General features: G+C 32.4%; 7 protein-coding genes. All 7 read left to right on the forward strand.

Features of this window, described 5'->3' with window-relative positions; translation table 11 throughout:
• Position 1: 1 nt before the first annotated feature.
• On the forward strand, positions 2-778 hold the full coding sequence (locus ACP7AQ_RS05750) for an SDR family oxidoreductase (protein ID WP_426094739.1): 777 nt from the start codon (positions 2-4) through the stop codon (positions 776-778).
• A gap of 32 nt (positions 779-810) precedes the next feature.
• Entirely contained in the window at positions 811-5,040 is a 4,230-nt protein-coding gene (locus tag ACP7AQ_RS05755; protein WP_426094740.1) for an AMP-binding protein, read from the forward strand.
• A 39-nt stretch (positions 5,041-5,079) separates the two neighbouring features.
• A complete protein-coding gene (locus ACP7AQ_RS05760) occupies positions 5,080-5,379 on the forward strand; it encodes a transposase (protein ID WP_426094741.1) in 300 nt (99 codons plus the stop codon).
• Positions 5,376-6,254 (forward strand): IS3 family transposase, encoded by an 879-nt coding sequence (locus ACP7AQ_RS05765; RefSeq protein WP_426094742.1) that lies wholly within the window; start codon positions 5,376-5,378, stop codon positions 6,252-6,254. Before ACP7AQ_RS05760 ends, ACP7AQ_RS05765 begins: the two co-directional genes overlap by 4 nt.
• Before the next feature lie 371 nt (positions 6,255-6,625).
• Positions 6,626-13,864 carry an amino acid adenylation domain-containing protein gene (locus tag ACP7AQ_RS05770; protein WP_426094743.1) on the forward strand — a complete coding sequence of 2,413 codons (7,239 nt, stop codon included), beginning with the start codon at positions 6,626-6,628 and terminating at the stop codon, positions 13,862-13,864.
• 59 nt (positions 13,865-13,923) lie between these two features.
• Entirely contained in the window at positions 13,924-15,303 is a 1,380-nt protein-coding gene (locus tag ACP7AQ_RS05775; protein WP_426094744.1) for an aspartate aminotransferase family protein, read from the forward strand.
• Positions 15,284-25,465: an amino acid adenylation domain-containing protein gene (locus ACP7AQ_RS05780; protein ID WP_426094745.1), complete on the forward strand. Its 10,182-nt coding sequence runs from the start codon at positions 15,284-15,286 to the stop codon at positions 25,463-25,465. Before ACP7AQ_RS05775 ends, ACP7AQ_RS05780 begins: the two co-directional genes overlap by 20 nt.
• The last annotated feature ends 21 nt before the right edge of the window (positions 25,466-25,486 follow it).

Genomic DNA, 25,486 nt, shown 5'->3' on the forward strand with positions numbered 1-25,486 from the left:
AATGAAAAATTTTAATAGAGTAGGAATTATAACCGGTGCAAGTTCAGGCATAGGTAAAAATACAGCATTGCGTATCGCTTCTGATGGGTTTAAAATTGTTTTAAACGGCAGGAATGAAAAGGAACTGGATTTGCTGAAACAGGAAATTAATACACATGCAGGAGCAGAAATAGCGATAGTCGTTGCCGGAGATGTTACTGATAAAAAAACACTCGAAAAATGTATAGAAGCTTGTCAGACACATTGGGGTTTAAGCCCGAGTCTTTTTATAGCTTGCGCAGGAAGAGGATTACCAGGAACATTAATTACTTCTGATGAAATGCAATGGGAAAATTTATGGCGTATAAATGTACTGGGTCTGCAGCATCAATTAAAAGCAATTTCTCAGGTTATGATAGCCTCGAGAGAAAATGATCCGGAAAATAAAACGCCTTCAGATATTGTAGTATTAGGCTCAACAATAGGCCGAAATGTTTCTCCGTTTAACTCTGTTTACGGAGCTACAAAATTTGCAACCCATGGTTTAACCGAAGCGCTAAGAAGAGAGTTAGGACCTAAAGGTATACGCGTTACACTTATCGAGCCAGGACTGGTTGCTACCAATTTTCAGGAATCTGCCGGTTACGATATGGATTGGTTTGAAAACTACTGCGAGGAAATTGGACCTGTATTAATAGGTGACGATGTAGCAAAAGTGATACAGTTTTTAGTTCAAATGCCTGAAAATGTGCACTTAGATAATATTTCGATTAGGCCAACCAGACAGTCCTATCCATAATTCAACTAATTATTCATTTGACTCTTTTTAAAATGATACAAACGCAAAAAAAATTAACCGATTTATTTGGGCATATAGCAAATAATCATTCTGATCGCATTGCGGTTAAGGATAACAGTAATCATTATACTTATTCTGAATTGCAGAATTCTGGGCTTAAACTGGCTGCAAGATTAAAGAAAGAAGGAGTAAAAGTAAATGACAGAATAGGCCTTTTAACCAAAAAAGATACCAATACTATATTGTTATTTTGGGCTATTTCTTATGCCGGAGGAATACCAATACTATTAGACGATGAAGACGAAATTTTGGTACTTAAAAATAAGCTAAAGTCTTCGCAGCCATCGTATATTATTGTAAGAGATTGGGATAAGGATAAAGAAGAAATGCTATCTGCAACCCAAATTCTTCATGAGTCGGAGCTGATTGATTCACTTGAAAATGAAGAACCGTTAAAATCGTGTCAAATAGCCGAAGTCTGCTATATGATTACCACGAGCGGAACAACAGGAATTCCTAAAGTGATTGAAATCTCGCATGCTAATGTGATGCATTATGTAACTAATCTGTATGAACTTTTAAAGAAACCGGAACATTTAAACGTTGCACATGTTACTAATTTTTCGACAGATTTAGGGCATACTAATTTCTTATTGGCTTTAATATCAGGAGGTATGCTTTACATTTTTAACAAAAATGAATCAAGAGATCCTTTTGTTTTTAATTCCATCTTAAAAAGAGAACAAATTAGTTTTATTAAAACGACTCCGTCTCATATAGAAGTTATGCTTCCGTTTTTAGATTTTGGCAAGGAGTATAAAATAGATTTTCTTATACTGGGCGGTGAAAAACTCCCATTGAAATTAGTCAGACAAATCAAGGATTTAAAACTATTTTCCAGTATTTTAAATCATTATGGTCCTAGCGAAACAACTGTTGGCGCTTTGGTATATCCTATCACAGAAATATTAGGAACAGAAAATAGTGTTCCTATTGGAAAACCTATCGGAAACGGAAAAGCTTATTTAGTGAATGAAAATAACGGAACCGGCGAATTGTATATTGAAGGCCCGGGCGTTGGAATTGGCTACTTTAATGATGATGATGAAACACGCAAAAAGTTCTTTTTTAATGAAGAAACCAACAACCGAGGCTATAAAACCGGAGATATCTGCAGCATGTCAGACGACGGGAATTTTGTATTCTTAAGAAGAGATGACAATCAGATTAAAATAAGAGGACATCGTGTCGAGTTGGATGAAATAGAATCAACGATAAATAAAAACCCAAAAATACTTTACAGCAGATTAAATACATTTTATGAAAACGAGACCGCTTCTATAGAATGTTTTATAAAAGTTGTTGAAGAGGAAACGCTTAAAAAAGAAGACCTTTTATTATGGCTGAAAAAATTACTGCCGGACTATAAAATTCCAAGTCATATTTATATTCAAAATGAAATTATATATACCGGAAACGGAAAAATAGATTTTAAAACATTAAGAAAAGAACATTTGGCTAAAAACGCAAAACTTTTTAAAGATTTAGATCTAAACAGCTGGGAGGATAACGTTTTGTATTGCTGGCAGGAAGTATTTGGTATGGAAAGCACTAATACCCATTTTTTAGATTCTGGAGGAGATTCTCTAAGTGCTATCAAGTTTATAGGCAAATTGCAATTAAACGGATTTGATGTGAACTTAACAGATTTATACGATAATCCATCTTTTGAACATTTTGTAGCGTTAAACAAATTGCAGAAAAACCATTCGCTAAACAATTCCATTGAGTCATCTGATTTGAAGTTTACAAGTTCTCAATTATCATTCTTAAAAAATAAATCGCTTGACTTAAACTCTTATACACAAACATTATTGTTTAATATAGAAGGTGAACTTAATATTAAATTACTTGGCAAAGCCATCGAAGAATCCTTAAAATCCCATGAAAGCTATAACCTTAAATTTGTAAATGTAAATGGTAGTTTCTTTCCGGAAAACAATTTAAATCCGGCTCCTCCTTTATTGGTGTATAATTTATACTCAGAAAAATTATTTACAGATCAATTATTGCAAATTACCAATGATTTGGTTAACAGCATTTCTATAGAAGATGGTATTTTGTTTAAATCAGCCTTGATTACAGATACCGGAAAAAATCTTAATTATCTATTTTTCGTGAGCCATCATCTAATCACTGATGCTATTTCCTGGAATACTTTATTAGAAGAAATTTTATGGAGATACGAATCTTTATATCAGGGAAAATTATTGCCTGTGGGCAAAGAACAAATTCAAAATCATTTTTATAAAAAAAATGAAATAGTAGCAGAAAGTGAGAAATATTTGCATAAGCCTTTTGGGATTACTAATGAAATTAAAAAGATTCCAATAAATCAAAGCAATTCAGAATGCTCTAATTCTGTAGTTTCCATCGTTGTTTCTAATGAATATTCTGAAAAACTGAAGCAATTGGAAATGATGTCAGAAAGTCATTTAAAATTACAGGATTTTTTATTAAGTGGCTTTGTCAGTTCTGTTTTTGATTTTTACAATATTGATGAATGTTCTGTAGATATTGAATTTCACGGAAGACCGGATGAAAATGCAGGAATTGATTTGAGCAGATCTGTTTCATGGTGGTCAACTACTATTCCGGTTGCTTTTGATGAAAACCACAGATCCGTTCAGAAGTTAAAAGAGTTTATGACTCCTATTGCCAATTATGCAAACAATATCAATTCGCACAGGGATATTTTTTCAAATACTAAAAAACTTAAAGCTGATATTCGTTTTAATTATTTAGGGAAATTTTCAGAATCTTTTGAAAATACCTCTCTTAAATTAACTCCGTCCCATTATACCACAGCACCAACAAGATCTGATAAAAACAACAGCGAATATAAATTGTTTTTTACAGGAAGATTCATTGGCAATAATCTGATTTTTGATATTCAATTTAACACAGGTTATTTTACCAGTTCTGAAATACATAAACTGGCAAATCTTTTTTTAAGTCATTTGGCAGTTCATACTAATTTAGAAAAAAATAATGGATTGGCTGATCTTGCAAAACTGTATTATAATAATGTTTGCACGGTTGGTAAAACAATGCTGAATTTTCCAATCCATAAAAAAACTAAAAAGCGCAACAAAACAGTTTTGTTAACCGGAGCAACTGGATTTTTAGGATCCAGTGTTTTAAGAGATTTAATTTTAGAAGAAGCAGAAGTGTTTTGCCTGGTAAAATCAGAAAACTTATATAAAGCAAAACAAAAATTAAAAGACACGCTTGATTATTATTTCCCGGGAGAAATGCTGGCAGAGAAAGTCAGTGATACCATCATACTGGGAGATTTATCAAAAAAACATTTAGATCTGGAGGACTACACTTATCTCACCAATCATATTGATGTTGTTATTCATTGCGGAGCCAATGTTAATCTTGTAAAATCATGTGAAGAATTAAATGATACTAATGTATTTGGAACACAGCAAATTATTTCTTTTGCCAAAGAAGGTAAACCAAAAACGCTGCATTATATTTCAACATTAGCGGTAAGCGGTTATACCACAACTTCGGGGCAGGATTTTTCAGAACATCATTTTGATATTGATCAAAAATTCCTTTCAGGATATGAAAAATCAAAGTTTCAGGCCGAAAAAATGGTCAGAACTGCTTTTGATCAGGGATTAAAAGGTAAGGTTTATAGGGTAGGGCATATAGGTGCGCATTCCGTAACCGGTAAATTCCAAAAAAATGGAAAGGACAACAGAGTCATACAGGTATTAAAGGGAATTATGGCCTTACATCAAATTCCTGCTTCTTATAATGAAAAAATATCTTTTTCTTATGTCGATGTTATTTCAAATATAATATCATCAATGGCGCTGCAAAAAATAGTTTGTGACTTAGATTGTATTCATTTAGAAAACACTGCTTATTTCTCTATTAAAGAAATAGCGTCCATGATGAATCAAATTGGCTATCCATGCAAAATAGTTGATGACGTTACTTTTAAAAATGCCGTACTTTACTTCAAAGGTTCAGAGAAAGAATACGAATGTATTTATGGTTATAATATCTGGGTAAACAGGTATCTCTCACAAAAAAGAAATGTCAGGTATCTGAGTATTGAATCAAATGAAATTTTCAGCAAATACGGAATCATTTTCCCTAAATTATCAAGTTACTGGCTTAAAAATTTAATTATCGGACAGTTACAATCTGAAAATATTGAAGGAGTGGACATGCTAACTTAGCCATCACAGAAAGTTAAGAAATAATCTTAATTTTAACCTATGAAACAAGTCCGCAAAGTTTATGACAAAGCTTTCAAAGAAAAAGCCGTCCAATTGAGTTATGAGAGAACCAACGTATCAGAACTGGCCAGAGAGCTGGGAGTAACAGCACCACAGTTGTACAAATGGCGCAAAGAGTTCGAGGAGTTTGGAGAGGGAAGTTTTCCTGGAAAAGGGAATTTAAAACTAAGTCCTGAACAAGAAAAAATTTACGAATTGGAGAAAAGACTCAAAGATGCCGAGTTAGAGCGTGATATATTAAAAAAAGCAATCGGCATTTTTTCCAAGAGCGGTCGATGATTTATGGTTTCATTAAAAACAATGAACAAGTATTCCCGATTGAAAAAATGTGCAAAGTTCTACAAGTGAGTAGTGGCAGTTATTACCGATGGAAAAAACAAACAATCACTGCAAGACAGCAACGAAAAATCACCATAAAAGAAAAGATAACATTGATTTATTTTGAATCCAAACAACGATACGGAAGTCCTAGAATAACCTTAGAACTTTGGAGTATTGGTTATAAAATTTCAAGAATTACAGTAGCAAAATATATGAAACAGCTAGGTTTACGAAGTAAATTAAGCAAGAAATTCAAAGTAACGACCAACTCAAATCATAATTATTTAATCGTTGAAAATATATTAAACAGAGGGTTTATTGTAAAAACACCTTCAAAAGCTTGGGTTTCTGATATCACCTATATTCAAACCAAAGAGGGATTTGTATACCTGACAACTATTATGGATTTGTACGATAGAAAAATCATAGGTTGGAGTTTAAGCGATGGAATGAGTACAGATGAAACCTCGCTTAAGGCTTGGAAAATGGCGGTTAAAAACCGAAATATTGAGGAAGGTTTGATTTTTCATTCCGACAGAGGTGTTCAATATGCCAGCAAAAAGTTTGTAAATGTTCTTGATTCCTATAAAAAAATAACCCGTAGTATGAGCCGCAAAGGAAATTGTTGGGACAATGCAGTAGCGGAAAGCTTTTTTAAATCCTTTAAAACTGAATTGATTTATGGAAACAAACTGATTTCTAAAGAACAAATGAAACTGGAAATCTTTGAATACATTGAAATTTGGTACAACAGAAAAAGGAGACATTCTGCTTTGAATTATGCAACTATTGAAGAATTTAACAATCAAATTAATTACAAAAATGTAGCTTAACTTAATGTGCACCTTTTATTTGCAGATCCAGAGTTAGTATTTACTAACAAATCTAAACATACATTAATTGAAAAATAAGGGTTTGACTTTTTAACTAAAGTTGAACCCTTTCTTTATATTCAAAATTCCGGACATCGCTAATCGTGCACAACTTCAGGTATTTTCAATACACTAAATCTCTCGTTATATACTTTCTCCCATATCTGTAGTATTTAAAAGCCCGTAATTTTTTTACGAAAAATCCGTAATATCCAGATGGATGTTACTGCTATTTTTGAATAAAATCTATTGGTAAATATTTAGGTGATTTAATAGAAACGGCATTTCAGAGTTGTGTAACAGGGTTTCTTTAATAATTAAATTATATACATATGAATAAAAAGATCATTCACACCGTGTTTGAAAATATAGTAGAAAATCAGGGTAACAATATTGCTTTACAAGGTGATAAAGGAAATATATCATATGGCGAACTAAATCAATATTCAAATAAGCTTGCCCATCTTTTGCTAAACACAGAAATTTCAAAAAATGATATAGCGACTGTGTATTTCTCTGATCCGAGACTACAGGTAATCTCATTACTTGGTGCATTCAAGTCTGGCGCCATATATTTACCAATTGACAAAAAGTATAAAAGAAACCATTGGGAGGAATTGTATCAGACAATACAACCCAAAGTTTTTATCACAGCCTCAGAAGATCTAACTTTACTTTTCCAATTTAGTGATTCTTTCGAATATAATATTCCATTCATCATCACATTATCAATTGATAGCCACGGAACGTTAAATCATAAATTATACAAACATACAAATGAAGCTTACGTAGATATTACACGTAAAGGACATTTGTCTGATGAAAATCCGGAGATTCAATTAGAAGATAATGATTCTAATTATATTTATTTTACATCAGGCTCAACCGGAAATCCTAAAGCAGTTCTAGGATGTCATAAAAGCCTTGGTCATTTTGTACACTGGGAATGTAAAGAACTGGGTATAAAAGAATCTGATAAAGTTGGTTTACTGCCTTCGTTCTCATTTGATGCATCTATCCAGGCTATTTTTATGGCATTAATTAACGGAAGCACGCTTTGCCTGATTAATTCTGAAACGAAAGAAGATATTATCCAATTGCAAAACTGGATCAGAAATTATAAGGTTACGGTACTACATATGGTACCAACATTGTTTAGAATTTTGAGTACTTATTCTGAAGGAAAAATCAATAATCTTTCTTTTCCGGATTTGAAATATATATTATTGGCTGGAGAAAAACTGTACCAGAAAGATGTTGTAAACTGGAGAGAATGCCATGGCTGCAACACGGAAATTATCAATTTTTACGGAACTACAGAAGCCACAATACTTAGCACATTTTATAGAATAGAACCGGAATTTCAGGGAGAATTATCAGATGTGTTTTGTGTTGGACAACCTATATCAAACACCGTAATACTAATTTTAAATAAAGAAAATAAACTTTGCAAAATTGGCGAAGTTGGAAGTATTTACATAAAAACTCCATTTTTAACAAAAGGATATTATAAAAACCCGGAGCTTACGACAGAGAAATTTATTCAAAATCCGTTAACTGCTTCAACAGATATTATTTATAAAACAGGGGATTACGGAAAGTACGACGCTCAAAGAAACACTTTTGTTACCGGAAGGGAAGATGGGCTTGTAAAAATCAACGGAGTTCGAATTGACATTAATACAATTGAGCAGACCATATTGAAGTTAAAAGAAGTGGGCATGGTAAAATGCCTGACTTATCAACAGGATTTACTCAGTGTTATTTTAGTATGTTTTTACAAATCAGCCAGTATTGATGAAAATGAAATTCGTAAACATTGTCTGGAATATTTATCACAATATGAAATTCCTTCTCGTTTTATAGCTCTTGATGAGGTGCCAATTAATGCGAATGGTAAAATTGATCCGGTTGTTTTGAAAAAAATAATTGACGATACATTAAAAGCCCGCAGTAACGAACCTACAGACGAAAATGAAGCCAATGAAACAGAGAAAAAACTAATCCAGATCTGGAAAGAAATATTAAATGTAGAACGCATCAGGTTAGATGACAATTATCTGTTTTTAGGAGGAAACAGTATTAAGCTGATCCAGTTAAGACTTAGAATTCAGCAAAAATTTGATGTCGAGCTTAGCATTTTTGATTTGTTCAGCAATGCTGTTTTAAAAGAACAGGCAAAACTAATCGCAGAATCAAAAAAATCAATTTTTGAGCAAATTGCCAAAGCAGATACTCAGGAATATTATGATTTATCTTCTACGCAATATAGAATGTGGGTTTTGTCACAAATTGAAAGCAGTTCTGTTGCTTATAATATGCCTAACGCTTTTCTTTTTAAAGGAGCAATAGACACTTTAAAATTTAATGACTCTTTTAGAACTATAATTGAACGTCATGAAATTTTACGAACTTCTTTCAAGACCAATCAAGAAGGGGAAGTTCACCAATATATCAAACCAGCAAATGAAGTAGTATTTGATATTATCGAGAAGGATTTTACAAATAGTAATTCATTAGAAGAAATAAAACCATATCTGATCAGCTTAAATGCAAAACCATTTAATCTGGAAAAATCACCTCTTGTAAGAGCTTATTTAATTAAAGTAAATGAAAATGAGCATGTATTTTTCTTTACAATGCATCATATTATTGGAGATGGATGGTCGTCATTGATCTTGTTTAAAGAAATAATAAATACCTACAACAGCTTTTTGAATAACGAAAAATCAGAATTATCGGATTTAAGTGTTCAATTTAAAGATTATGTGTTGTGGTCACAAAATGAAACACATACAGAAAAAAATAAAGTTTCTGAAACCTATTGGCTTGACCAGTTTTCAGGAGAATTGCCTGCATTGGAATTACCGAGTTTTAAAAAGCGCCCTTTAACGAAAACCAATAATGGTAATAAGATAGAACATGTTTATTCAGCAGCATTTACCAAAAAATTAAAATTATTTTCAGAAACCCAAAATGTTACTTTATTCATGACCTTAATGGCCGGAATAAATACACTATTAGCCAGATATTCAGGACAGGATGATATTATTGTGGGAACGCCTGTTGCCGGAAGAGAACACCCGAGTCTGGAAAATCAGATAGGTCCTTACTTGAATACAGTTGCCATTCGCACAAAATTTGATGAGAACGAAAGTTTTGCTTCTTTATTGACAAAAGAAAGACAATTATTACTGGATTCTTACGAGCATCAAAATTATCCTTTAGATGAATTAGTGTGGAAATTAAGCCTGCAACAGGATAACAGCCGCTCATTTTTGTTTGATGTTTTAGTGGTATTGCAAAACCAAAACCAAGTTACAAACCTGGATACAACAGAAGAATTAAGCGGTATAAAAATAGAATCAGTAGATTTTGAAAATAATTTTTCAAAGTTTGATTTGACATTTACTTTCGTCGAAACAGAAAATTTAAATCTTTCAATTACTTATAATACAGATATTTATGATCAGTTCTTGGTACAGAGAATATTTCCTCATTTCGAAAATCTGTTAACACAGCTTATATCTCAGCCTGCTGTTGCTATTGATAAAGCAGATTACCTGACAGAAACTGAAAAAAATCAATTGTTATTTGATTATAACGACTCAGCAGTAGAGTATCCAAAAGACAAAACTATTGTTGATCTGTTTGAAGAACAGGTAACTAATAATCCTCATGCGACGGCAGTTGTATTTGAAGGTAAAAAAGTTTCTTATGGTGAATTGTATAATCAGGTAAATTCAGTAGCAGCACAGCTTTTTGAAAGAAAAATAAAAAAAGGAGATAAGGTTGTAATTTGTTTCAACAGTCATCTGGAAAAAGCAATTGCAGGAATATTGGGAATATTAAAAACAGGAGTAGTGTATGTTCCAGTAGATTCTGATTATCCAATAGAAAGAATCAATTTTATCATTCAGGATGCCAATGCCAAAACAGTAATTACAAACAGTATTGATGCTCTTATATTTAATGAAATTGATGTCGATTTAATAGTATTGGATGAAATTGAAGCATCTGGAAATATTTTTGACATAACTCATGAAAAAGTAGCGATTTCAGACAATGCTTATGTAATTTATACTTCAGGTTCTACCGGAAATCCAAAAGGTGTACTGGTTAGTCATCAAAATATAAACGATTATGTTTTTGGTTTATCAGCGAAGATTCAAATCAGTAATAATGACTCTTTTGCCCTGATGTCTACCATCGCTACAGATTTAGGAAATACAGTGTTATATGGTTCTTTGCTTACCGGAAAAGTGTTGCATTTATTTTCTAAAGACAGTTTAATAGATGTAAACTACATCGAAAACTATTTTGAAAATAATAGTATCGATTGTATAAAAATTGTACCAAGTTTTTGGAAATCGTTAAACCTAAAAGGACAATCGCCTAACAAGATGATTATTTTTGGAGGAGAAGAGCTTACAATTGATGTTGTAGAGCAAATCAAAACCAGAAAACCGGATATAACAATTGTTAACCATTACGGACCTACTGAAACAACGATAGGAAAATTGCTTCATGTAGTGGAGCTGAAGAATTCATACGATCGCATTCCGATTGGAAAAGCTTTTTCAAACACAAATTTATTTGTTGCAGATAAAAACTTTTTGCTTTGTCCTGTAGGAGTTGAAGGAGAATTAGTCATTGGCGGAGATGGTGTATCAAACGGTTATCTGAATAATGCAGAATTAACAGAAGCACAATTTGTAGATGACACTTTCCTTAAAACCGGCAAAAAACTTTATAAAACCGGAGATAAAGTAATCCAGCGTCCGGACGGTAGTATAGAATATAAAGGACGATTTGACGATCAGGTAAAAATAAGAGGACACCGTATTGAATTAGGAGAAATAGGAAGAAATCTTTCTTTAATTCCAGGCATAAGCCAGTCAGTTGTAGTGGTGAAGCAAAAAGACGGAGAAAAGTTCTTGGCAGCTTACTATGTTTCTGAAACACATCTGGATAAAAATGAAATTCAGTCGAATCTCTTTGCCGTATTACCGGAATATATGATTCCGTCTCATTATGTAGAATTAGAGAGTTTGCCTTTAACTTCTAATGGAAAAATAAACAGAAAAGCATTACCTGAAATATCTGAAAAAGATATTATCCGAAAAGAATATGTAGCACCAAGAAATAAAACGGAAGAAAAATTAGCCCAAATCTGGCAGGAAATACTGAAAGTGGGCATAATAGGGATAACAGACAATTTCTTTAATTTAGGAGGGCATAGTTTATTGGTTGTTAGGATTATTAATCAGATTAAAAAAGAATTAGGATTAAACATATCTGTAAAAACATTTTTTGAAAATCCGACAATAGAGGCTTTATCGGAGCAGTTAAAAGATAAAAAATCGGAGTCTTTTTTTATTGAAAAAGTAATAGAATCGGAATCCTATCCAGTAACTCCTTCACAAAATATGTTTTGGTTAATAAGTCAATTTGAAGATGCTTCGCTGGCTTATAACATGTCAACCGTGTTTAGACTTGAAGGTGATTTGATAATTCCAAAGTATAAAGAGTCTTTTACTTTTCTTATGGACAGACACGAGAGCTTAAGGACATATTTTAAGTTAAATGAAGAAGAAGAATTAAGACAATTTATAGTGCCAATTGAAGATTTGGATTTTAGCATTAATTATGTTGATTTTAGTCTTAATGAATCAACAGAAGAAGATGTAGCTGCTTATGTTTTGAAAGAAAACGCTATTAGATTTGATTTAGAAAATGCCCCTCTTGTGCGTACTTCATTGATTAAGGTAGGAGAAGGTAAATTTGTATTCTTTATATCAATGCATCACATTATTGGAGATGGATGGTCTTCGGAATTGTTAGTGGGTGAAGTCGTATCTATTTATAATTCTCTTGTTCAGGATAGAAAAGTAGATTTGCCTGAACTGAGAATTCAATATAAAGATTATGCCACATGGCTTAACAGCGAAGTTCAAAAAGACGGATATAAAATCTCAGAGCAATACTGGTTAAACCAATTTTCAGGAAAGCTTCCGGTATTAGAATTGCCAGGGTCAAAAAAAAGACCTTTATTAAAAACGTATAATGGGGATAATTTAGGCTATGAGTTTTCAGAAGTGTTTACAAAGAAATTAAATGATTTTTCCAATCAAAATAATGTTTCCTTATTTATGGTTTTAACAGCAGGAATCAACACGCTGTTAAGCAGGTATACAGGTCAGGATGATATTATTATTGGAACTCCTGTAGCGGGAAGAGAACATCCTGATTTAGAAAATCAAATTGGACTTTACCTGAACACTTTGGCTTTAAGAACCAGAACAGATAAGGAATACAATTTCGTGCAACTGCTGGTTCATGAAAAGGAGGTAATTTTAGAAGCCTTTGAACATCAGGTTTACCCATTTGATGAACTAATTAACAAGTTGCAACTGAAAAGAGACACGAGTAGGTCGTTGCTGTTTGATATAGTGGTTGTTTTACACAATCAGGCAAAGTTAAATAAATTTGAAGAAGAAAAACTGGTAGATCTATGCATCGCACCTTATGAATCAAACGATAAAACATCTCAGTTTGATTTGTCATTCCGTTTTTCAGACAATGAAGCTTTGTATCTCGACATCAATTACAATACAGATATTTATGAAAAATCATTCATAGAAAAAATATTTATTCATTTTGAGAAATTGGTTTCAGAACTAATAGCAAAGCCGGAAACAAAATTGGCAGCTATAGAATTCCTTTCTCAAAAAGATAAAAAAGAAATACTATTGGCTAATTACTGGAAAAACTTGTTTAAAAATGAAATTCCAACCGTTGTATTTCCTTTTGAGAAACAAGTATTAGGTAAATTAGAAAAATCAGAAAAATCAGGATCTCAGTTTCAATTTAGCATCGATAACAAACTGAAAAAGCGACTTAAAAAATTCTCAATATCTAATAACAGCAGCCTTTTTACATCATTATTATTCTTATTAAAAATTACGATCCGAAAATATATTGATAATGAGCTGGTTGCCCTGAGCGTTTCTTTCCCAGAAGAAAGACCTAATGAATGGAACAATCTTTATTTCCCAATTGTTACCCGTATTAATAATGAACAATTGCTACAGGATGTTTACAAAGGGCTAAACTGTGAGATAACAACGATAGAAGATAATCTTTTTGCAGGTTTTCAAATAGCCGAAAAAGCAGCCAATACTTTTTATAATCATAGCGAAACGGTTTTTGGCATAAAATATAATTATCATAATAATCATGCTCATACAGATGCTTTGTATTCCGAAAAAACAGAAGAAAAAGAGTTTATAGCAAACGCGATTTTTACAGATGAGGTGAGCATTATATATGATATGTCATTCGATTTTTACGATAACGAATCCGGTGTTACCTGTGTTTTTATGTATGATAACAGTAAGTATGATAAAAATCAAATTATGCTTTTTATAGAAAGATTCAACACGGTCATCAATCAGATTATAGATAATCAGGAGCTGTTTAAAGAGTTCAGTACGAGCAGTATTCGTTTTGATTTACAAAACAAAAAGCAAGAAACAAAAAACAAAATTGTACTGGAAGAAAACTTCTAGCTAAATCTTGCCAATCTTAAAAAACAGCAATATTAATTAACCATTAAATATAAAACGATATGATTAAGTCATTAATACATTCTATGGCAGTATGCCCGGATATGAATAAAGTTTATCCTAAAATTGAGTACGGTAAAGGGGTCTATATATACGACCAAAGCGGCAAAAAATATTTAGATGCTTCATCAGGATCGTCCGCAGTTTCGAATATAGGACATGGCCGAAGCGAAATCGCAGATGTAATTTACCAACAGGTTTCTAAAATATCTGTTTTACCAACACACGCTTTTAACTCAGAAGTAGTCGAAAATTACTTAGACCGCCTTGTTTCTTTTGCTCCGGCAGGATTTAGCAAAGCGTGGACGGTTATGAGTGGGACGGAAGCAGTAGAAAGTGCCGTTAAACTGGCCTTGCAATTTCATCAGATAAGAGGAGATTTTAGTCGTTATAAAATCATTTCAAGATGGAATACTTATCATGGTAATTCTGTTTTTATGCTTGATGTTGGAGGAATGAAAATAAGACGTGAGTTATACAGCCAATGGCTTAATAATTTTCCTCACATTTCACCGGCTTATAATTACAGAAAACCCGCAGGACTAAGCGAAGAAGAATTTGTTCAAAATTTACTTGTGGAATTTGAAACAACTATAGTCGAAGAAGGACCGGAATCTATAGCGGCATTTATCGCTGAACCGGTTATTGCTTCTGCTATGGGAGCAGTTCCGCCTCCTGCAAATTATTTTGCCGGGATTTCGAGAATCTGTAAAAAATACGGAATCTTATTTATAACAGATGAAATCTTAACAGGTTTTGGAAGAACTGGTAAAAATTTCGGTATGGATAATTTTGATGTTGTACCGGATATCATTGCATCAGGAAAGGGAATGAGCGGTGGTTATTTTCCTTTGTCAGCAGTAATTGCATCAGCATATGTTGCACAAGCTTTTATAGATACAAAAACACCATTTTTGGGCGGGTATACTTTTGCCTGTAATCCGGTTGGCTGCGCTGTTGGAAATACGGTAATGGACATTTTAGAAAGAGAAAATATTATTGCAAATGCTCAAAAAATGGGCAATCTGTTTCTTAAAAAACTAGAAGTATTGAAGGAATTCGAAATCGTAGGCGACGTTCGAGGTGTTGGTTTATTATGCGGTATTGAACTTGTACAAAATCAATATACAAAAGAACCATTCCCGGTTTCTGTGGCTATTTCAAAAAAAATAGGAGAAAAAGCAATTCAAAAAGGAGTTGTTTTATATCCTGGAAGAGGTTCTGTTGATGGTGTTTTAGGAGATCATATTCAAATTTCGCCACCATTGGTAATCAATGAGGGACAATTAGATGAAATCGTTGATGTTTTAAAACAATGTTTAAAAGAAGTAATGTCTGAAATTAAAAAAACTACACTGAGCTATGAAAATATTGAGTCTTAAGAAAGCTAAAACAGAAGAATTTTTAAATCGTTTTTTAAATGAAAATAAAAATGCTACTTCAAATACATTTTTTGAAGGAGTACATTTAAAAAATGAAGAGAACGGATCTCATGTAAAATTACATCTGGAGATAAAAGATCTACAGAAAATACAAGAAATATGTAACGGATCTGATATCCTGATATATAACTTTTATTGCTGTGCGTTAAGTATTTTACTTCATAAATATGAGGAAACTTCTCTTTTCATTTCGCCTTTATCCCAATTTGAGGAGTATGCAGAAAGCCATAACCAGCTTTTTGTTTTACAACATCAATTGGATAAGGCTGAAAATTTCAAAAGCCTTTTCTCAGCCAGTAAAGATACTTTACTGGAATCACTGGATAATAATTTTGATCTGGAAATTTTTAAAGATTCTTTTTTAAACTTTGAAGACTTCAAAAATAAAATTTCATTTGGAATAACTATAAAAGAAACAAGCAGCGATATTCGTAATATTGTAAAAACGCTGTTTGTTTTTGATTTTAAAAGCAATTTGCCATCACTGGAAATAATCTGTAAAGGAGAAATTATCGATAATGAGCTATTGTATATTTTTGGTGATAATTTTAATAAATTACTGAATGAAACACTTCAAAATTTATATGAACCTATAAGTAATTTAGAATTTAAGGGAGATAAAGAACAAAGTGTTTTAAATCAGGTAAATCAGTGGGAAACTAATTTTTCATTAGATAAAAATATTGTTGAATTGCTTGTTGAACAATGCGAGAACCAAAGCGATAAAATTGCAATTTCCAACAATAACCAAACAATTACATACAAACAATTAGATCAACAGACCAATAAACTGGCGCGATATATTCAAAATGAGTTTTCAGCCGGCGAAGACGATCTTTTTGGTATAATGTTGTCCAGATCTATCAATATGGTTAGCGGAATCTTTTCTGTCTGGAAAACCGGAAGCGCTTATGTACCAGTTGCAACAAATCTGGGTGATGATGCACTTCAGCATATTATTGAGAATTCAAACCTGAAAGCCGTAATTACAGATGATGCTAACGTTGTAAAGCAATTAAGAGGATTATCTATTGAAATTCCGGTAATTGATTTAAATGCTATTGATCAGTTCATAAAAGATTTATCAGACCTTCCTTTAAGTGTAATCATTGGAGCAGAGGATCTTGCGTATGTAATTTATACCAGCGGATCTACCGGTAAACCAAAAGGTGCCATGATTGAACATTATGGAATGTTAAATCATATTTTGGCTAAAATTACAGAAATGGGTATAAACCAGGACAGTGTGGTTGCTCAAAATGCACCTCATACTTTTGACATCTCAGTCTGGCAATTTTTTGCACCATTAGTAGCTGGTGGTACCAGTATAATATACGATGAAAATACAATTCTGGAGATAAATGAATTTGTAACCTGTATTGCTGAAAATAAAGTTACACTGTTAGAACTAGTACCTTCCTATTTACTGGAAATGCTAAATTATATAGAAGGTGAAGACGAAAAAGTAGCATTGACTCTGGATATATTGATCTTAAATGCTGAGACCTTAACCAAAGGGATGGTTAAAAGGTGGTTGGATGCCTATGCAAATATACCGATTGTAAATACTTATGGAGCTACAGAAGTTTCAGATGATATGTCGCATTTTATTATGCACGATGTTCCTAAAAGCTATTCTGTTCCGGTAATGAAACAACCAATACAAAATTTTGAAGTTCATATTCTGGATGGAAACAGAAAAAGAGTTCCTGTTGGAGTTAAGGGAGAAATCTATCTGGCAAGTCCTTGCGTAGGAAGAGGTTATTTTAATGATGAAAAACGTACAAAAGAAGCTTTTCTGAAAGGTCCGATAGAAGGAATCACAAAACAGGAAAGAATATATAAAACAGGCGACTTGGGAAGATATATGCCCAACGGAACTATGGAATTCATAGGCAGAAATGACAATCAGGTTAAAATACTGGGACATAGAATTGAATTAGATGCGATAGAAAATATTACTGCTGAGGTTAAAGGAGTTAAGAGTGTTAAAGCGATTGCTCATACAGATAAGCAAATGATCGTTTTATATTATGTTTCTGATTCTGAAATTAATAAAGCTTTTATGGAAGAGCAACTTTTAAAAAAGCTTCCAAAATATATGATTCCATCGGCATTCATTCATATGTCAAGTTTTCCATTAACTAAAAATGGTAAAATTGACAAAAACCAACTTCCAACTGTCACATTAGAAGACTTAGCGACAAAAGAATATGTTGCACCACAAAATGAGACCGAAGAAAAATTGGCTGTTATCTGGCAGGAAGTATTAAAAGTTGACAAGATAGGAACAACAGATAATTTCTTCGAATTAGGAGGTCATAGTTTGTTAGCAGTTAGAACCATTAACAGGATTAAAAAAGAATTAGGTTTAAATACTTCGGTAAAAACATTCTTTGAAAATCCAACTATTTTATCCTTGTCCAATCAATTAAAAGAAGCACAATACATTCCAATTGAAAAATTAGCATTACAAAATTCTTATCCTTTAACGGCTTCACAACGTAGATTTTGGGTATTGAGTCAGGTTGGAGATGCAGCGTTAGCCTATAATCTATCGATGCCTCTTAAATTCAAAGGAGAATTAGATGTATTAAAATTAGAAGAATCTTTCAGTTTCTTAATCAACAGACATGAAGCTTTGAGAACTTCTTTTAAATTGGATGAAAACGGTCAGGCACGTCAGTTTATCACTTCAATGGATGATTTGGATTTTAGCCTTAACTATAATGATTTCAGTTTAAATACTGATAAAGAAACAGCTATAGAAGCTTATCTGGTAAAAGAAAACGCGATTTCATTCAATTTAGAAAAAGCACCATTACTTCGTGTTTCGGTGATAAAATCAGGAGATCAGGAATATGTTTTCTTCATGACAATGCACCATATAATTGGAGATGGCTGGTCATCTGTAGTTTTGTATAGAGAAATGGTAACAATTTATAATTCTTTGGTTCAGTCAGAAGAAGTAAACTTACCGGAACTTAGAATCCAGTATAAAGATTATGCAGGATGGTTAAGCCAGGAAGCGCAACAGCAACATTATAAAACATCAGAAACGTATTGGTTAAATCAATTCTCAGGTTCACTTCCTGTAATGGAATTACCAGGATTTAACAAACGTCCGTTGGTGAAGACTTATAATGGAAAATACCTTAGTTATGAATTCTCCAAAGAATTTGCAGAAAAACTAACCGCTTTTTCTCAAAAAAATGATGTCACTTTATTTATGACATTAATGTCTGGTGTGAATGCTTTATTAAACCGATATACAGGACAACAGGATATTATTATAGGCTCTCCAATTGCCGGAAGAGAACATTCTGATTTAGAAAATCAAATTGGAATTTACATTAATACATTGGCTTTCCGTACACAAATATACAAAGATTTCAATTTCTTAGATTTATTAAGCCATCAAAAAGAAGTAATCCTGAGTGGTTATGAGCATCAGGGTTATCCGTTTGATGAATTGGTAGACAAACTTGAATTAAAACGAGATAGCAGCAGATCAGCTTTGTTTGATATTATGGTCGTTTTGCAAAGCCAGTCGAAACTAAATACTTCTAACAATGATAAATTGATTGGACTTGAAATTAATGAGCAGGAAGTAATTCATAAAAAAGCTCAATTTGATTTGATCTTTGCCTTTATGGAAACGGAGAGTTTGTTATTTGGTATTGAATATAATACAGATATCTACGATAAAATTTTTATAGAAAAAATATTTGTTCATTTTGAAAGATTACTTTCAATACTGATAGATGAACCGGAGAAAGAGATTCAAGCCGCTGATTATTTATCAGAGGAAGAAAAAAACCTGATATTATTTGATTTTAATGATGATAAAGTTGAATACCCTGAGTATAAAACGATCGTAGATTTATTTGAAGAGCAGGTTTTGAAAACTCCTGATAATATTGCTCTTGTTTTTGAAGGTAAAAAATTAACATACAGAGAACTTAACGAGCAAGCAAATCAATTAGGAAATTATCTGGCAGATAAATATGATATTCAACCTGATGATTTATTGGGAATAAAGTTAGAAAGAAGTGAGCAATTAATTGTTTCTATTTTAGGTGTTTTAAAGTCTGGAGGAGCTTATGTGCCTATAGATCCAAGTTATCCTGAAAGCAGAAAAGAATATATTGAAAAGGATAGCAATTGTAAAGTTATAATTGATGAAAATGAATTAGAAAACTTTTATTCAGAAAAAAATAATTACCTAAACGTTAATGTCAATAAAAAAATCAGTCCTGATAATTTAGCTTATGTAATATATACATCAGGTACAACAGGTAATCCTAAAGGATCATTATTAGAACATAAAAATGTTGTTCGATTATTTTTTACAGATAAACCTTTGTTTGATTTTAATGAAAATGATGTTTGGACAATGTTCCATTCCTATAGTTTTGATTTTTCTGTATGGGAAATTTATGGTGCATTGCTTTATGGAGGTAAATTAATAGTAATCCCAAAAGCATTAGCCCAAAATACTCCGGAATTTTTAGAATTAGTATATAATGAATCTGTAACGGTATTAAACCAGACTCCTCCTGCATTTTATAATTTTATAGAATGTGATAAACTTTGCCAAAAACGAGATGTTAAATTAAGGTATGTAATTTTTGGAGGAGAAGCTTTAAATCCTGTTATGTTGTCAAGTTGGTTCAATAAATATCCCGAACCAAAATTGATAAACATGTATGGTATTACAGAAACTACGGTTCACGTTACATACAAGGAAATAGGAAAGAATGAAATAGATTTAGGGCAATCAAATATCGGTAAACCTATACCAACACTGAGTTGTTTGATTTTAGATGAATTTAAAAATATAGTTCCGGTAGGAGTTATTGGTGAAATTCACGTAGGAGGTTCAGGTTTGGCAAGAGGATATTTGAATCGTCCGGATTTAACTGAGGAAAAGTTTATATCGAATCCGTTTAAAACAGAAGGCAGACTTTATAAAACAGGAGATCTTGGAAGATGGCTGCCAGATGGAAACATAGAATATATTGGCAGAAAAGATAATCAGGTAAAAATTAGAGGTCATCGTATCGAACTTGGAGAAATAGAAACCGTTTTGTTAAGTTATTCCTCTGAAATAAAACAGTTTGTAGTAGATGTTTGTGACGTAAATGGCAATGAATATCTGGTTGCTTATTATGTGTCTGATGTTGATGTTGATAAATCATCACTTCGTCATTATTTACAACAGCGTTTACCGGATTACATGGTTCCGAATTTCTTTGTTGCAATGGATGCAATTCCGTTAACAGGAAATGGTAAAGTCGATAGAAAATTACTTCCAAATGTTGAAGAAAATGATTTAATAAAAACAGAATATGTTGCGCCGCGTAGTGAAGAGGAAAAAGTATTAGCCTCAGTATGGTCAGATATATTGAAGTATGAAAAAATTGGGGTCAAAGACAGTTTTTATAATTTAGGAGGAGACTCTATAAAATCCATACTTATAATTTCTCGTCTAAGACAACTTGGCTATACATTGAAGATTGATCAAATATTGAGAAATCCTGTATTAGAAGATCTTGCCAGATTTATTGTAGTAACTACAAATGTTATTGACCAGAAAGAAGTAGAAGGTGAAGCTGCATTAACTCCAATTCAACGTTACTTTTTTGAGAGCGAAACAATACCAAATAAGAATTATTACAACCAGGCGGTAATATTAAAAAGCAAAGAAGCACTTGAACCGTCAGTATTAAATAGTTCTATTGATTCGTTAGTGACGCATCATGATGCATTGAGAATGGTCTATAAACATATCGATAACAGATGGAGTCAGTTTAATAAAAACACTTCAGGAATTCATTATAAAATTAATTTTTATGATTTAACAGAAGACGCTGATGAATTAACAGCTTTAAATACAATAGGGAATGAGTTACAGTCAACATTTGATATTGGTTCAGGAGATTTATTTCATGTAGGACATTTTAGAATGTCTGATGGAGATCGTCTGGTATTAATCATTCACCATTTAGTTATTGATGGCGTGTCGTGGCGTATTTTATTAGAGGATTTATCAAACTTATATTCTTCCTATAAATCAGAAAACGAAGCTAAATTACCGGCAAAAACAGATTCATTTAAACGATGGGCTTCCTTACAGAAAGATTTTGCAAAAGGGAAAGAAATGCAGGCAGAAAGAGGGTATTGGGAAGAAATTTCGAAAGAGTCAATTCCGCAATTATCTTCAGATTATAATCCAGAATCAACAACCGTAACAATAGATAAAAGAAGTGGTTTTCTATTAGATAAAACGTTAACAGACAAATTACAAACTCAGGTTCATAATATCTATAATACAGAGATAAATGATGTTTTATTGACAGGATTAGGGTTAGCAATTCAGGAAGTTTTTGATGTTAGCAAAACTGCCGTAAAAATGGAAGGTCATGGTCGTGAGGAAATCATTGACGGAGTTGATATTGGCCGTACCGTGGGCTGGTTTACAAGTATTTATCCGTTTATCCTAGATGTTTCAGGAGATCATGCATTAGTTTCGGTAAAGGAATCTTTACGTAAAATTCCAAATAAAGGTATTGGTTACGGTATTTTAAATTATCTGGACACACCGTTTGAGTCTTCTTTAGTTCCAAGCATCCAATTCAATTATCTGGGAGATTTTGGCTCAAATGCAGGAGGATCAGGAGATGAAGGCATATTCGAATTTACTTCAGAAAACATGGGATCTTCTGTAGATGTCAATAATTCGCAGAGCACTATTTTACTTGATATTTCAGGTATGATGGTCGCAGGAGAGTTGAATATTTCGATAGGTTATTCCGGTGAAAAATATTCAAAAGAAACCATAGATAAACTAATGTATGTTTATGAAAATAAACTGAGGGAACTTATTACAGAGGTTTCAGAGATAAAACAATCTCAGTTATCCCCTTCAGATCTAACTTATAGGAATTTATCTTTTGAAGAATTACTTCAAATAAATAAAGATAATAATGTTGAAGATATTTATGAGTTATCTCCGCTTCAGCAAGGTTTGTATTATCATTGGTTAATAGATAATTCCAGCCACATGTATTTTGAGCAAATGTCTTATAGTTTGAATGCAGAAGGTTTGTCTATTGAATCTGTTAAAAAGGCTTTTAATGAATTAATTTCCAGATATTCTGTTTTGAGAACAGCCTTTAGAAATAATTTATCAGAATTACCATTACAAGTTGTATACAAATCTGTAGAAGGCAATTTCTCATATGAAAAAATAACAAAAAATGAAAATGAGACTATTGAAGATTGGATAGAAAGAAAGAAGACAGAAGATAGAGAAATCGGATTTGATTTTGAAGAACCATCTTTGATGAGATTGAAAGTTTTAGAACTGGAAGCTGGCCAATATATATTTATGTGGAGTCATCATCATATTTTGATGGATGGCTGGTGTATGAGTATTTTGATTAATGATTTTGGAAATATCCTGCAATCTATTTCTACAGATAAGTTAATCAATCTCCCTAACCCAATAAAATATTCTGAGTACATAAAATGGTTGTCAAAAGTAGATAAAGAAGAATCATTAGAGTACTGGAAAAATTATTTAGATGGACTGGAAACAATTATAGATATTCCTTTAAAGAAAGAACAATCAACAAAATTCGAAGTTAAACATTGGAATTTTGAAATAAAAGACGAACTATATCAAAAAGTTACGCAATTATGTCAAGAAATTGGTATAACCCCTAATACGTTTATGCAAGGTGCATGGGGTTATTTATTGTCAAGATATAATAATACGCAAGATGTAGTTTTTGGATCAGTGGTTTCAGGTCGCCCTGGTGAATTATCAGGAGTTGAAGATATGGTAGGTTTATTTATAAATACCATACCGGTAAGGCTGCAATACATAAATGATGATACGCCAAAATCATTATTGAAACAAATTCAATCTGAAGCAATAAAAAGTGTTTCACATCATTACATGAATTTATCCGACGTTCAGTCTCAAAGTACATTAGGAGGAGAAATGATAAAAAATTTAATGGTATTCGAAAATTATTTTGTTAAAGAAGCTAATGAAAATAGTGTTGAAGAACAGGATAAACAAAGGATAAGCGTAGAGGAGGTAAAAACTTTTGAACAGACAAATTACGATTTTACAATAATTGTAAATCCATCTAATGTTGAATTAAAGGTTGATTTTAGTTACAATTCAGGGGTTTTTGATGAAGAATCTATAGAAACTCTTTCGCATCATTTTTTAAAAATAGTAGAGCAATTTACTAAAGATGATGAAGTAAAATTAGGAGAAATCGACTATGTGACAGAAGAGGAAAAGCAAAAGATATTATTTGATTTTAATGATACCGGACTTGAATTTCCAAAGGATAAAACAATAATAGAATTATTTGAAGAACAGGTTAAAGAAACTCCTGATAATATTGCGATATCTTTTAACGACTGTAACCTAACGTATAGGAAATTGGATGATTTGGTAGGCAAAATGTCCAATTTCCTTCTTACGAATCTGCAAATAGAAAGAGGAGAATTAGTAGCAATCAAACTGGAAAGAAGCGAATATTTGATTGTATCCATCTTGGCAGTATTAAAAACCGGAGCAGCTTATGTTCCTGTAGATATTAATTATCCGGAAAACAGAATCAATACTATTCTTGACGAAACAAAAGCCAGACTGATAATAGACGAGCAATTTATAAGTGATTTCAATAACGCAAAAGAAACTTTGCCAACACAAGTGCCAACTATTGAAAGATCAAGTGAAGACTTAGCGTATGTAATTTACACTTCGGGCTCTACAGGCGTTCCAAAAGGCGTAATGATTACTAACAAAAGCTTGGTTAATTTATGTTTCTGGCATAACGATGTGTATGAGGTTAGTGCTCAAAGTCGAGGTACTTTGTTTGCAGGAGTGGCTTTTGATGCTTCTGTTTGGGAAATTTTCCCTTACCTCATTTCTGGTGCTGCATTGTTTCCTATTCAAAAGGATGAGGTGAGATTTCAGCTCGACAACCTGATTGCATTTTTGAAAACGAACCAGATAACGCACTCTTATATTCCGTCAAAAATTTGTCAGGATTTAATAGAAGAAAATGTATATGGATTAGAAACCAAATTATTGACAGGAGGAGAAGCTTTAGTTTATTCAAAAGAAAGTGATCTGAAGATTTACAACAATTATGGTCCTACCGAAAATACAGTAGTAGCTACTTATTATGATTGTCAGTCAAAATTCAATAAAAACATTCCGATAGGTAAACCAATTTCAAATGTTCAGGTATACATTTTAAATAATGAATTAAATGTTCAGCCTATTGGCGTAATTGGAGAACTGTGTATTTCCGGTGACGGAATCTCTACAGGATATTGGAACAATATTGCTTTAACGAATGAAAAATTTATTGAAAATCCATTTCTGTCAGGTCAAAAAATGTATAAAACAGGCGATCTCGCTCGTTGGTTACCGGATGGTAATATTCAATTTATTGGAAGGGTAGACGGACAAGTAAAGATTCGTGGATTCAGAATAGAATTAGGAGAAATCGAAAAGCATCTTTCTTCACAAGAAGGAGTTAAGCAATCTGTTGTAATTGTCAAAGAAATTAAAGGCGAAAAATATTTAGTAGCCTATTATGTTTCTGAAGTTGAATTGGATAAAAGAGAATTGCCGGCAAACCTGAGTAAAATATTACCAGATTACATGATACCTAGTTATTATGTGCAATTAGACTCTATTCCTTTAACAACAAACGACAAAGTAGATAGAAAATCTCTTCCTGATGTTGAAGAATATGACATAATAAGAGAAGAATACGTAGCTCCAGGTACTTCGGAAGAATTGAGGGTATTTGAAATCTGGAACAGGGTTTTAGATATTGACAAAATTGGGGTCAATGATAACTTTTTCGCTTTAGGCGGAAATAGTATTAAGGCAATGATGATAATTGGAGGAATTAATAAAATGCTAGATGCAAAAATAGATCTGGAAGTGTTTTTTTACAACCCTACAATTAAAGCTATTGCTCAGGAAATATCAAATAAAACATGGTACGAACACCAGTTGAACGAGGAAAACATATCTGATAAAATAATTATTTAACATAAACTATAAAATCGAATT

Origin of the sequence: Flavobacterium sp. DSR2-3-3 (assembly GCF_049896585.1) — a bacterium.
In the GTDB taxonomy this organism is placed as follows: domain Bacteria; phylum Bacteroidota; class Bacteroidia; order Flavobacteriales; family Flavobacteriaceae; genus Flavobacterium.

Excerpts from the sequence above, each read along its gene's own strand:
- ACP7AQ_RS05755 (WP_426094740.1), top strand. The coding sequence starts at position 811 with ATGATACAAACGCAAAAAAAATTAACCGATTTATTTGGGCATATAGCA.
- ACP7AQ_RS05750 (WP_426094739.1), top strand. The coding sequence starts at position 2 with ATGAAAAATTTTAATAGAGTAGGAATTATAACCGGTGCAAGTTCAGGC.
- ACP7AQ_RS05760 (WP_426094741.1), top strand. The coding sequence starts at position 5,080 with ATGAAACAAGTCCGCAAAGTTTATGACAAAGCTTTCAAAGAAAAAGCC.
- ACP7AQ_RS05765 (WP_426094742.1), top strand. The coding sequence starts at position 5,376 with ATGATTTATGGTTTCATTAAAAACAATGAACAAGTATTCCCGATTGAA.
- ACP7AQ_RS05775 (WP_426094744.1), top strand. The coding sequence starts at position 13,924 with ATGATTAAGTCATTAATACATTCTATGGCAGTATGCCCGGATATGAAT.
- ACP7AQ_RS05770 (WP_426094743.1), top strand. The coding sequence starts at position 6,626 with ATGAATAAAAAGATCATTCACACCGTGTTTGAAAATATAGTAGAAAAT.
- ACP7AQ_RS05780 (WP_426094745.1), top strand. The coding sequence starts at position 15,284 with ATGAAAATATTGAGTCTTAAGAAAGCTAAAACAGAAGAATTTTTAAAT.